The 12,889-nt window shown below is 39.9% G+C and carries 14 protein-coding genes; 2 read left to right on the top strand and 12 right to left on the bottom strand.

Features of this window, described 5'->3' with window-relative positions:
• Positions 1-44: 44 nt before the first annotated feature.
• Positions 45-1,058, bottom strand: a complete 1,014-nt coding sequence (gap, locus tag G413_RS0102180) for a type I glyceraldehyde-3-phosphate dehydrogenase (RefSeq protein WP_022789309.1) — start codon at positions 1,056-1,058, stop codon at positions 45-47.
• A 198-nt stretch (positions 1,059-1,256) separates the two neighbouring features.
• Here gap and G413_RS0102175 point away from each other — a divergent pair, with 198 nt between their 5' ends.
• Positions 1,257-1,751 carry an Lrp/AsnC family transcriptional regulator gene (locus G413_RS0102175; RefSeq protein WP_022789308.1) on the top strand — a complete coding sequence of 165 codons (495 nt, stop codon included), beginning with the start codon at positions 1,257-1,259 and terminating at the stop codon, positions 1,749-1,751.
• Positions 1,748-2,911 carry an aminotransferase class I/II-fold pyridoxal phosphate-dependent enzyme gene (locus G413_RS0102170; RefSeq protein WP_022789307.1) on the top strand — a complete coding sequence of 388 codons (1,164 nt, stop codon included), beginning with the start codon at positions 1,748-1,750 and terminating at the stop codon, positions 2,909-2,911. Before G413_RS0102175 ends, G413_RS0102170 begins: the two co-directional genes overlap by 4 nt.
• 27 nt (positions 2,912-2,938) lie before the next feature.
• On the opposite strand, the gene G413_RS0102165 is transcribed toward G413_RS0102170, so the two are convergent.
• The 11 genes from G413_RS0102165 to G413_RS0102115 form a co-directional block, all read right to left on the bottom strand.
• On the bottom strand, positions 2,939-4,639 hold the full coding sequence (locus G413_RS0102165) for a phospho-sugar mutase (protein ID WP_022789306.1): 1,701 nt from the start codon (positions 4,637-4,639) through the stop codon (positions 2,939-2,941).
• Positions 4,640-4,727: 88 nt separating this feature from the next.
• Complete coding sequence (locus G413_RS10700) at positions 4,728-5,183, bottom strand: gamma-glutamylcyclotransferase family protein (protein ID WP_022789305.1); 456 nt, start codon at positions 5,181-5,183, stop codon at positions 4,728-4,730.
• A gap of 1 nt (position 5,184) precedes the next feature.
• Entirely contained in the window at positions 5,185-5,661 is a 477-nt protein-coding gene (locus G413_RS0102155; RefSeq protein WP_022789304.1) for a hypothetical protein, read from the bottom strand.
• Positions 5,658-6,305, bottom strand: a complete 648-nt coding sequence (gene pcp / locus G413_RS0102150) for a pyroglutamyl-peptidase I (RefSeq protein ID WP_022789303.1) — start codon at positions 6,303-6,305, stop codon at positions 5,658-5,660. Before pcp ends, G413_RS0102155 begins: the two co-directional genes overlap by 4 nt.
• 12 nt (positions 6,306-6,317) lie before the next feature.
• Positions 6,318-7,274: a DUF979 domain-containing protein gene (locus tag G413_RS0102145; protein ID WP_022789302.1), complete on the bottom strand. Its 957-nt coding sequence runs from the start codon at positions 7,272-7,274 to the stop codon at positions 6,318-6,320.
• A complete protein-coding gene (locus G413_RS0102140) occupies positions 7,274-7,954 on the bottom strand; it encodes a 5-oxoproline transporter, DUF969 family subunit (protein ID WP_022789301.1) in 681 nt (226 codons plus the stop codon). The genes G413_RS0102145 and G413_RS0102140 overlap by 1 nt, the downstream gene beginning before the upstream one ends.
• A 215-nt stretch (positions 7,955-8,169) precedes the next feature.
• Entirely contained in the window at positions 8,170-8,436 is a 267-nt protein-coding gene (locus tag G413_RS0102135; protein ID WP_022789300.1) for a phosphocarrier protein HPr, read from the bottom strand.
• 68 nt (positions 8,437-8,504) lie between these two features.
• Positions 8,505-8,915 (bottom strand): 2-thiouracil desulfurase family protein, encoded by a 411-nt coding sequence (locus G413_RS0102130; RefSeq protein WP_022789299.1) that lies wholly within the window; start codon positions 8,913-8,915, stop codon positions 8,505-8,507.
• Positions 8,912-10,357 carry a glycogen synthase GlgA gene (glgA, locus tag G413_RS0102125; protein WP_022789298.1) on the bottom strand — a complete coding sequence of 482 codons (1,446 nt, stop codon included), beginning with the start codon at positions 10,355-10,357 and terminating at the stop codon, positions 8,912-8,914. The genes G413_RS0102130 and glgA overlap by 4 nt, the downstream gene beginning before the upstream one ends.
• A complete protein-coding gene (gene glgD / locus G413_RS0102120) occupies positions 10,357-11,472 on the bottom strand; it encodes a glucose-1-phosphate adenylyltransferase subunit GlgD (protein WP_022789297.1) in 1,116 nt (371 codons plus the stop codon). Before glgD ends, glgA begins: the two co-directional genes overlap by 1 nt.
• Before the next feature lie 6 nt (positions 11,473-11,478).
• Positions 11,479-12,618, bottom strand: a complete 1,140-nt coding sequence (locus tag G413_RS0102115; RefSeq protein WP_022789296.1) for a glucose-1-phosphate adenylyltransferase — start codon at positions 12,616-12,618, stop codon at positions 11,479-11,481.
• Positions 12,619-12,889 lie beyond the last annotated feature (271 nt).

The raw sequence follows: 12,889 nt of genomic DNA, 5'->3' as shown, positions 1-12,889 counted from the left end.
AAAAAGAGATTCCCGAAGGAATCTCTTTACGACAAATTCAAATCTTATCCTAATTCAGAGAAGTATTTGATTGTACGAACCATCTGGCTTGTGTAAGAGTTTTCGTTGTCATACCAAGACACAACCTGTACCTGAGTATCTCCGTTTTCCATTTCATGAGCCATAGTCTGAGTAGCATCAAACAATGATCCGTAACGCATACCGATGATGTCGCTAGATACTAATTGTTCTTCAGTATATCCGAAAGATTCAGTAGAAGCGGCTTTCATAGCAGCATTGATTTCGTCAACTGTAACTTTTCCTTTAACAACAGCTACTAAGATTGTAGTAGATCCTGTAGGAGTAGGAACACGCTGAGCAGAACCGATTAGTTTTCCGTTCAATTCAGGGATTACCAAACCGATAGCTTTGGCAGCACCTGTAGAGTTAGGAACGATGTTTACGGCAGCAGCACGGCTACGACGTAAGTCACCTTTACGCTGAGGACCATCCAAAGTCATCTGGTCACCAGTGTAAGCATGAACTGTAGTCATGATTCCTGATTCGATTGGTGCCAAGTTGTTCAAAGCAGCAGCCATTGGTGCCAAGCAGTTTGTTGTACAGCTTGCAGCAGAAATAACTGTGTCTTCTGGTTTCAAAGTTTCATGGTTTACGTTGTAAACGATTGTTGGAAGGTCATTTCCAGCTGGAGCAGAGATAACAACTTTACGAGCTCCTGCTTTGATATGAGCTTCTGCTTTTGCTTTAGAAGTATAGAATCCTGTACATTCCAAAACAACATCTACACCCAGGTCACCCCAAGGCAATTTAGAAGCATCTGCTTCTGCATAAATTGTGATTTCTTTTCCATCAACAGTGATAGAGTTTTCACCAGCACTTACAGTGTCAGCTTTTTCATACGTACCCTGAGTAGAGTCATATTTCAATAGATGAGCTAACATTTTAGGGCTAGTTAAGTCGTTGATAGCAACAACATCGTACCCTTCGGCACCGAACATCTGACGGAATGCTAAACGTCCGATACGTCCAAAACCGTTGATTGCAACTTTTACTGTCATATCAGTAAATCCTCCTTTAAATTAACAACATCATTATAGAAACAAAACCCCTTTTTGTCAATGTATGCACCTGTCAATTCCCATCATTTTACCACATTTTTCATATCGTTTTCTTTTTGTTTCAACCCCTTTCAATTCATGAAAGACAACCTTATCATTCTGTGTTAAAATAAGGTTTATAACTAAGGAGGAATGCTTATGAATCAGCCAGCTATTTTAGATTTGTTAGAGAACAATGCCCGACTGACCAGTCAAGATCTTGCTGATATTTTAAACGAAGACAAGGAGACTGTGGAAGCGGAAATTCAAAAACTGGAAAACGAAAAGATCATCTGCGGATATCATACCGTCATCAACTATAATAAAGCATTGCGTGATCAAAAGGTCATGGCTTACATCGAAGTGAACTGTACACCACAACGCAATCAGGGTTATGATAAAACAGCGTTGTTGATTGCCAAATACCCGGAAGTCGAGACCATGTATTTATTAAGTGGTGACTGTGATTTTCTATGCTTAGTCTGCGGAAAGACCATGTTTGAGGTCGCCCGATTCGTTTCTGATAAGATTGCCTGTGTGGAAAATGTACTTTCGACCAAAACACTATTTGTCCTAAAACAATATAAACAAAGCGGTCTGTTAATGCAGGATGAACCGGAGACATCCGAACCTAGGCTGGTGGTTACCCCATGAGAAAGCCAATCAATCCCGTTGTCGAAAAATTAAAACCCAGCGGAATCCGTAAATTCTTTGATTTAGCTAACACCATGCAGGGTGTCATTTCCCTGGGTGTTGGCGAACCGGATTTTGATACGCCATGGCATATCTGTGAAAATGCCATACACTCCATGTCCACCGGAAAAACACATTATACTGCCAACCGCGGACTTCTTGAGCTGCGCCAGGCGATCTGTGAATTCCATAAAGTTCGTTATCATCAAAACTATGATCCTGAAAAGGAAACACTTGTGACCGTTGGTGGCAGCGAAGCCATCGATCTGGCCATGCGTGCTTTGGTCACTCCCGGAGATGAAGTCATCGTTTTAGATCCGAATTATGTAGCGTATGCACCTACAATTGAACTGGCCGGCGGAATTCCTGTTCCCATTGAATTAAAGGAAGAACATGAGTTTAAATTGATGCCGGATGTTTTACAACACGCTATCACGGATAAGACAAAAGCCATGATCATCAACTATCCCAGCAATCCAACCGGCGGTGTCATGACCAAAGAAGATTATGAAAAGATCGTTCCGATTATAAAAGAAAGCGGCATCTATGTTATCAGCGATGAAATTTATGCCGAACTCAGCTTCGATCAGGATTTTGCTTCATTGGCTCAATTTGATGAAGTAAAAGATCAGATTCTTGTCATCAACGGTTTTTCAAAAGCATTCGCAATGACAGGATGGCGACTGGGTTATGTTCTATCCAACGCCGAAATCAGCAGTGCAATGACCAAGATTCATCAATATGTGATCATGTCCGCACCGACACAGGCACAATATGCTGCCATCGAAGCTTTACGACATGGCTTGGAAGATGTCTTAACGATGAAAAAAGACTATATGAATCGAAGAAATCTTTTGGTCAACCGCTTAAATCGTATGGGATTAAAAACCAATATGCCTCATGGCACATTCTACGTTTTCCCGAACATTCAAAAAACCGGGTTGACCAGCGATGAATTCTGCGAAAAGCTGCTTGATGAAGAAAAAGTCGCCTGTGTACCTGGAAATGCATTTGGCGAACATGGTGAAGGCTTTATTCGTATCTCTTATGCCTATAGTATCGATCATATCAAAGAAGCCTGTGATCGAATCGAACGTTTCTTAAGCAATCTGACAAAGTAAAAGGACCGCATCTGCGATCCTTTTTCATTAGCTGTTTGTCAGTTCTTTCATAGCCTGCTGGTAGGCCACTGTTTTTTCATGTGCATCCTCTTTGGAATTTCCTTTGATACAATAATAGAATTTACACTTAGGTTCTGTACCACTTGGACGAACGGCAATCCAGCTTCCATCCTCCAGATAATATTTCAAAACATCCGATTTTGTAAATCCGGTCAATTCTGTTACCGTATCGCCTTCCTTGATCGTACATTCTTTATAATCCTCACTGCGAACAACCTTTGAACCATTGATTTCAGTTGGCGCATCTTTTCTTAAATCCGCAAGAATTTCTTTGATACGATTGGCACCGGCTTCCCCTGACAATGTCAAGGCAACCTGACTTTCTTCATACGTTCCGTGACGTTCATACAAGCTGTCAAGTACATCTACCAGATCTTTACCCTGCTGCTTATAGAAGCTGGCTGCTTCCGCCAACATCAAACAAGCCTGCGGTGCATCTTTATCACGAACAAATGGTTTAATCAAAGAACCATACGATTCTTCATATCCAAAGACATAATTCTTTTCATGTGTCACTTCATACTTGGCCACTTTTTCACCAATGAACTTAAATCCAGTCAATGTCTTTTCGGTTTCTACACCATAATCCGCCGCAACCTTTTCTCCAAGATCACTTGTGACAACGGTATTGAACATCACCGGATTTTCCGGCATCAGACCCTTTTCTTTTAACTGCGAACAAATATATTCGATTTCAACCGAACCAGACTGGTTTCCGGTTAAGACAACATAGTCTCCATTGTGTTTTACCCCAACACCCATACGATCGGCATCCGGATCACAAACCAGAATCACATCAGCATCGTTTTCTCTGGCATATTTTAAAGCCAGTTCATACGCACCCGGCTGTTCCGGATTTGGTGTTGGCGTATTTGAGAAATCCGGATCCGGGGTACATTGTTCCACAACCGGAATGCATGTATAACCCGCACGTTTATATACTTCCTGTACAGGAATATTCGCTGTACCATGCTCTGGAGAGAACACGATTTTGATATCTTTTTTCACATCCGGATTCAATTGAATGCTTAATACATTTTTATAGTATTCTTCATCCACTTCTTTACCAATAACGGTAACCAGCTTCTTTTGTTCCTCTGTACAATTGGCATCGATGGCTAATTCATCTTCAATCGCATTAACCTCATCAATGACCTGACCTGCCAAAGCCGGAACTAACTGACATCCTTTATCGTCATAGAGCTTATATCCGTTATATTCCTTTGGATTGTGGCTGGCCGTAATCATGATACCGCCAAAACAATGAAGATGGCGCACCGCAAAACTTAATTCCGGTGTCGGACGAAGAGATTCAAACACGTAGGATGCGATATTATTCTTGGCCAGTAAATCAGCACAGTCAAAGGCAAATTCTTTTGACATGTGACGGTTATCATACCCGATGGCTATACCGGCTTTACAGGCAGCTTCACCGGCTTTTTTGATGTAATTGGCATATCCCTGTGTTGCTTTGCGGATCGTGTGAATGTTGATACGATTCGTTCCAGGTCCTAATAAACCACGCATGCCGGCTGTCCCAAATTCAATCAGCGTATAAAAGGCATCATTTTTTTCCTGGGCATCCATATTATTCAACTCGTCTTTATAACGTGGATCCAAATTAGGGTGGCTGACCCATTTTTCATATCTTTCTTCAACAATAGACATAAACAATAATCCTCCTAAAATCTAGATTTATTATATCATTTTTTCTATAAAATGAAATCGTTTTCATACCTATATAATGAAAAAGAGGTCATTTGACCTCTTCATCGATTTTCGATAAAGCATCTTCCAGATCCTTTTTATCAAAAGAGAAATTATCATACCCTTCATTGATCGTAGTCCAGTAAGCATCTGTCGGTTTTTCCATCGTATCATAAGGATTCATCTTATAGACAAAAGCCTGTATCTTCTCCTTTGATTCGGTTTGGATAGAAACGGTAATACGATCATATAACTCCGGATATTCTTCATATTCATCTAAGGCCTGAAGATCGGTATCTGTCACCTTGAATAAACCGACCTGAACTTTCTGTCCCGGACAAGGTACTACATCCAGAAAACCGCGTTTTCCAAAGACCAGCTGATAATCTTCAAGATATCCCTTTCCTATGCATTCTGCAGTAGGACAACGCACTTCCATCTGTTTTAGATGCAGGTTGCTTCCGTAGGCTGCATAAGCAAGCTTTAAAAATTCTTGTTCTTTCAATTCAATCTTCCTTCTTATTTTCTAATAAAAACCAAAGTTCCATGACCATTTTACGAGACTTTCGAAAATAACGACGTCGATAATGATAGACCTCCAAATCCTGCCATTGCAACGAAACATAGCCACTATCCGGCAACCAGTGCTGATAGAATTCCTTACGAATACCGGCTACTTTGGCCGGCAGAAATGCCTGGAAGCGAAAAGGAACTTTGACCTTGACCAAAAGCTGTCCTTTTTTTATCGACAACGATGCAAAGTTAGAATCCTTTCGTTCCACAAAATCACCCATAAAGATTTTCGTCTTTCCGGTCGCAACACAAGTTGTCAGAGGTCGGATCGGATTTTTTATCGATGGCTTGATTTTCGCAAATTCTTTGGAAAGTACGGGTAAGTCTTCATATAATGTATCTGGACTTGTCTTCTTTTCTATACCACTGATCCAGCAGTCTTTTTCCAATGTTACCGGCTCAAAGATCAATGAGTTTCTCCTCCTACGATTTGGATATCTTCTTCATTTTCCAGAATAGCTTCTACAGCTGCCTGAATTCCTTTGGCAATATCTTTTAAATTCATGCCCGGTGTACCGGCCGGCTGATTGACTGTTTGCTCTGTCGCAAATGGCACATGCATGAATCCACCCTTTACATTCGGATATTTTGTATAAAGGGCATGCATGACACAATACAACATTGCGTTACATACATACGTACCGGCTGTATAAGAAACAGAAGCCGGAATGCCATTGGCCTTGATCTTTTCTACCATCGCATGAACCGGTATTGTCGCAAAGTAAGCCTGGGGAGCACCTTCAACCAAAGGTTGGTTCATCGGCTGATTTCCTTCATTATCCGGAATACGCGCCTGCACATAGTTGATACCGACAAATTCCGGTGTTAATTGGGAACGACCGCCAGCCTGTCCAATACAAAGGACATAATCCGGTTTATATTCTTCGATCGCATCGATCGTTTTTTGTGGTCCCTTTCCAAATACAGTCGGCACTTCCAATTTAATCACCTGTGCCCCTGCAATTGTATCCGGCAACAGTTTAACCGCTTCAAAAGCCGGATTAATGGATTCTCCGCCAAATGGATCAAAACCTGTAATCAAAATCTTTTTCATCACTTTTACTCCTTATGATAATACAATCATCATAATAATCTGAACAACCAGCATGATTCCGGCAATAACAACCTGATTTTTAATAACCCCGTAGTCATCCTTCATCTCCAGTACCGCGACTGGAACGATATTAAAGTTGGCCGCCATCGGTGTACATAATGTACCGCAATATCCGCAAGTCAATGCCAACGATCCAATAATTACCGGATCCGCTCCATGTGCTAATACAAACGGTGCCCCGATTCCCACTGTCATAACGGTGATGGCCGCAAACGCATTTCCCATGACCATAGTAAACAATGCCATACCTACGGCATACACAATGATACCGATTGCGACATTTCCTTCAGGAATTATATTGGATACGATACCGGAAATCACATCCCCAACACCGGCAGTCGTAAAGACAGCCCCTAAGGCAGCCAATAGTGTAGGCAGCATGCTTAATGGCCCAACGATATCCAACATTCTTCGTCCATCATTTAAGAAAACAGAAGGCTTGTTGTCTTTTGAGAAGATCATCAACAAGATGATACCCACTACAACGCCGACCCCCATACCAAACAATGGAGAAATCGTAGTAAACAAAGCCGCAATTAAGGCAAATGCACCAATCGATACCGCAGGAATGAAGACTTTAAAGCCAATTTTCTTGTAGTTCTTTGTCATCTCTTCTACCGAAGGACTTGGTTCAGAACCTGCTTTTACTTGTTTTAAGATAGGACTTAATACCATTAAAACCATCAAGATTCCTGTATACATCGGCGGAATCCATTTTCCAATCACAAACATCAAACCTAATAAAAACCAGAATGCGAATGTTCCATACCGTTTGTCATTGCTTTTGTCATTCAAATTTCGAATTGCAACATAAATCGCAATCAAACCGATCACAAAATACATGATTTCCAACAGTTTATCCGACATGGTTATTTCAGCGCTCATGAAATATTCAATAGGATTTGTCATTACTTCGCACCTCCTGCATATTTCTTAGCCAGTTTCTTATCTTTTAAGAAGTAGTAAACAATGGCACATGCTGTTGCGATCAAGGCAACAGGAATTTGTACACTGGCCAAATCGATCAATTCTACCTGATAGCCTAAATCTGCCAATGTAGATTGCACTAACAACATACCACTTGTACCAACAAACAAAACCTGTCCAAAGAACCATGCCACATTATCCATGGCAGAAGACATTCCTTTTAATTGTTCCAAATATTCTTCTGCAATCGGATGTCCATCTTTTTCTACGATAGCTTGAGCCATTGGCATTACGATTGGGCGAATAAAACTGGCAGCACCACCAACACTGATATTAAATGCACCAAAAATCAGACGAATGATACCATATATACCGATGATCAGACCAGCTGATGCATTTTTAAATTTCGCCATTAAATCGGCCGCTGCCTGTTTCAGACCATTTCGTTCCAAAGTTCCTGTCAAGACAAGGACGATGATAAATGTACACATGCTTCGATTGGATACAAAACTGGATCCTAATGTCTGTAAAAATGTAACAACATCAATGCCGGAAACAAGTGCTGTCACGATGGCCGCAACCATGATGATCAGTATGGAGTCTAACTTTAAGATAAACCCAACAACTACGATCAAGATTCCGAGCAATTTCAAAATCTCCATAAAGTTTCTCCCTCCTTATTATTCACTCTGCGAAGATTTCCACAAAATATAGTTTTATTATACCCCTATGAAAAATATTTTCAATTCATAATACAATTTTCATTATGTTTCAAGTTATATACATATATTAAATTTTGTATAAATATAAAGATTATCAATTTGATAAAAACTTCTAAGAAAGGGCCAAAAAAAAAGCCTTTCGGCTTTTTTATACATTAAGCAATAATTTTCTGTGCGCGAAGTACTTCTTCAATAGCAGCAATTGCTTCTTCTTCGTCTTCACCAGAGCAGCTGATTGTGATTTCAGACTGTGTTGGGATTCCTAAAGACATAACACCCATGATTGATTTCATGTTTACTTCACGTCCTTTGAAAGCCACGTTGATTTCACTTTTGAATTTGCTGGCAGCGTTTACAGCCACAGTGGCAGGACGAGCATGTAATCCTACTGGATCAACTACAGTTACAGTAACTTGTTTCATTATAAATATCCTCCTAAAGTAAATCTAAAAATATTTTAGTCCATTTCCCTCAATAAATCAATACAATTTCAGTCAACTTGAAGAATGAAGAAACCATTCTTTTTTAGTGCCCTGGCAAACATTCCATCCTGTTGGATCAGACAACCACTAAAGGTTCCATCGTATGTAAAGCCGACACCACAACTAGGCGAGCGACTTTTTAAGATCACAATCTCTATTTTGTTTTCTTTTAAGATGGATAACGCTTTTTCTACGCCCTTTTCTAAAGATGACGTTACATCTTTCCCAGATCTAGTAATCACTTTGCCATCCAAAATTTCAATTGGTTCTCGTGGAATGGAAAAGCCGGCTAAGCATTCCGGACATACCGGTATAATTTCATGTTCTTTTAAGAATGTATCGAGTATATCCCTTTTGCAGTGGTTTCCGTCATAGCGACACTTTTGACCGACCAGACATGCACTGACGGAAACTCTCATGAATTAGCCATCAATTCATCATATAACAACGAATATGTTTTGGCACTGTTGGCCCAGCTTACATCCGTATTCAGCGCATTAGTCTGTAAAATCTTCCAATCTTCTTTACGGTTGTAATAAACATCGATCGCATAATACAGCGTGTTCATCAATTCATTGGAATCATAATGCTCAAAACTGAATCCGTTTCCGCTCTTATCATATTCGTTATACGGATTGACCGTATCTTTTAAACCACCGGTTTCACGTACCAGCGGCAGTGTTCCATAGCGCATAGAACAAAGCTGTGAAATACCACATGGTTCAAATAACGATGGCATTAAGAACAGATCACTGGCAGCATAGATACGATGCGCTAAGCTTTCGTTGTATCCATAATAGAAACAAATCTTTCCTTTGTTTCCGTTTTCCAAATCCCTGAATTTGTTTTCAATCTGACTTTCACCACTACCTAAGATCACTAATTGAATCGGTGCAGCACATAAGGCATCCAATTGTTCCATCATCAAATAGAAGCCTTTTTGCCATGTCAATCGACTGACACATCCTACCAACATGACATTCTCATCTTCTTTTAATCCCAACTCTTTTTGTAAAGCCAATTTGTTTTGTTTTTTCTGTTTTTCAATATTGACTTTATCAAAATGATACGGAATCTCCGGATCCGTTTTTGGATTCCATAAATTGATATCGATTCCGTTTACGATGCCCCACAAATCATATTTACGCATATTCAGAATTGCTTCTAAATGCTCACCATATTGCGGTGTTAAGATCTCCTGTGCATACGTTGGCGAAACCGTTGTCACCTTATCCGCATATAGGATACCGGATTTCATAAAGGAAATACCACCATCAAAGCGAACATTTCCATTATCCAGCAAATAATAAGGAAGTCCTAAACAACTATCCAGCATTTCCGGGCCAAAGTTTCCCTGATAAGCCAAATTGTGAATCGTATAAACGAATCGAATACTGCGATAGCGTGCATCGTTATCATGTGTTTCTTTGACCATACAAGGAATCATTCCGGTATGCCAGTCATGACAATGAATGATATTTGGCCAGTAATTTAGCTGATTCAACATTTCAATCACAGCTTTTTGGAAATACGCAAAACGTTCTCCATCATCATCATAGCCATACAACGTATCTCTTTCAAAATATCCCTGATGTTGAATAAAGAAGAAGCATACATCCCCTTCCATCTTGGAATAGACACGTACCGGTACTTCATGATACGCAATGGAAACAGAAAACTCACAATCAAAATACAGTTCATCCATGTATTTTTCCGCAATTTTACGATATAAAGGCATAACGACTTTAACTTCATGCCCCTGTTGTGTCAAAGCAGCCGGTAAAGAACCGATTACATCCGCAAGTCCACCGGTTTTAATAAAAGGAAGCCCTTCACCTGCAACCATTAAAATTGATGCCATTAGATATTCTCCCTTCTTCCGATGTACAAAGGTTCTTCTTCTGTACCTGCTAAATCTTTTTTCTTCACGATCTTGGCGTATTTATCCACGATCACATTCTTTAATACCGCATTATCTCCGATTGTTACACCCGGCATGATCAAGCAATTTTCCACAACGGCATTTTTACCGATCTTGCAGGCACGACCTACGATCGAATTGACAATCTGACCATGTACCTCACAACTGTTGGATACAAAAGAGCCTACTGCGCTTCCCCCGTTCAAATAGATGGCTGGTGCACTGTCATTGGTTCTTGTATAAGCTGGCCATTTTGGATTAGAGAATTCACGCATATTAGCTTCATCCAAGATTGCCATATTACTGTCAAAATAAGATTTCAGATCATTGATGCAGTAAACACCACCACGGAAGTTTACCCCACGGATATCCATATCTTTACAATGATCATTGACAATATCCTTAAACCAGTACATACTGCTGACCTTTGTTGCCTCTTTTACAAGCGAAACAAAGATTTCTTTGGACATAATATACGTCTGTAGAGAAAGCTGACGATTCTTATAATTTCCTAAGTTGCTTTCAATGCTCAATACACCTTTTTGACGATTCATCTGAATCACATCACAGTTGATGTAATGATCTTTGGCATTATCTACATTCTGATATAACATGGTGATTTCCGCACCACTTTCCATATGCTGATCCAATAAATCCGCATAGTTGGCCATGTAAATCATATTGACTGGTGCAATGATCACATAATCATTGTTGTTTTGTTCGATGGAATACAACTGATCATAATAGCTTTGTACATCTGATACATATTTCACAGAACCATCTTCCCGATATAATGGAATCAGCTCGATCTTTCCATGTTTGGAGTTGATATTATACTGACGTCCACTGCCAATATGATCAATCAAGGAACGAGGATTTCCATTGACAAAAACCTTGATATCATGGATACCAGAATTGGCCATGTTTGATAATGGAAAATCCACCAGACGATAACGTCCAATAAAGTTAAATGCCGCAATTGGGCGATATTTTTGAAGACCTCTTACATACACATTCGGGTCATTGTAAGTCACGATACCTAAAGCGTTACACATCGTCGGTTACTCCCCTTTCTTTACGCGTTTTGAAATCAACGCGATCTCTTCACTGTCTGGTGATCCCACAACAGCACCCGGGTCGATCTTAACACCATCCGCTACAATAGCACGATAGACTTTGGCACCTTCACCAACACTTACGCCCGGCATCAAAACAGCCTGTTCAACGACAGCATCTTTATCCACGGTTACATTGTGGAACAAGACAGAACCTTCTACATTTCCTTTGATGATGGCTCCCTGATTGATATAGCAGTTCTTAACAGAACCTGTTGGAGATACATAATGTGGAAGTGTCGGAACATCTTCTGTATAAATCTTCCATTCTGGATCATCCAAATTCAATTCATTAGATTTTGTAAGCAGATCCATATTGGCTTCCCACAGAGAATCAATCGTTCCTACATCCTTCCAGTAACCTTCAAATTTATAAGCCTGCAGCTTTTTACCCTGATTTAAGAAAGAAGGAATAATGTCTTTACCAAAGTCATGATGACTTCCTTCTACATTCATATCGGCAATCAATTCTTTACGCAGATCCTTCCAGTTAAAGATGTAGATACCCATACTGGCCAGGTTTGATTTTGGATGTTCCGGTTTTTCTTCAAATTCAACGATACGACCTTCTTCATCCGTATTCATGATACCGAAACGGCTTGCTTCTTTCATTGGAACCGGAAGTACGGCAATCGTACAGGCAGCACCACTTTCCTTATGCAAAGAAAGCATATCCGCATAATCCATTTTATAAATATGGTCACCAGAAAGAATCAAAACATGTTCCGGATCAAATGTATCGATAAAGTCGATATTTTGTGTAATGGCATCTGCAGTTCCCTGATACACATCAAATTTTGTTCCATCTTTTTCACGTGGTGGAAGTACATAAACACCACTTCCTCTTGTATCCAGACCCCAGCGTTGTCCGGCTCCGGCATAGGCATTCAGCATGACGGATTCATACTGTGTCAAAACACCTACGACTTTGATTCCTGAATTCGCACAGTTGCTCAAAGGAAAATCGATGATTCGATACTTACCACCGAAATAAACGGCCGGCTTTGCGTTTTTCTTTGTCAGATCCAATAAACGCGTACCACGCCCACCCGCTAAGATCATTGCGAGCATATTATTTTGTTCCATACTCATCCTCCTATATAACATAAGCGTCTTACTTAATTAAAAGTATATCACTTTTTCGTAAAATTTAAATGCTTTTTCATTGAAATGTATGCGTTTTCAATGTAAAGACTATGTAACAAAAAGAACCTGATTTTTTACCAGGTTCTTACAATTTACTATTCATTTATATAACGAATACAACAAGACTGCAAAGAAATCCATTCTTGTAGTGTTTTAGTATACAAGTGTTCGATCATTACTCATCAAAATCTGTAAAACGTCATTTTATTTA

This window comes from Faecalicoccus pleomorphus DSM 20574 (assembly GCF_000420345.1).
Classification (GTDB): domain Bacteria; phylum Bacillota_I; class Bacilli_A; order Erysipelotrichales; family Erysipelotrichaceae; genus Faecalicoccus; species Faecalicoccus pleomorphus.
This window is presented reverse-complemented; position numbering and strand designations above follow the sequence as displayed.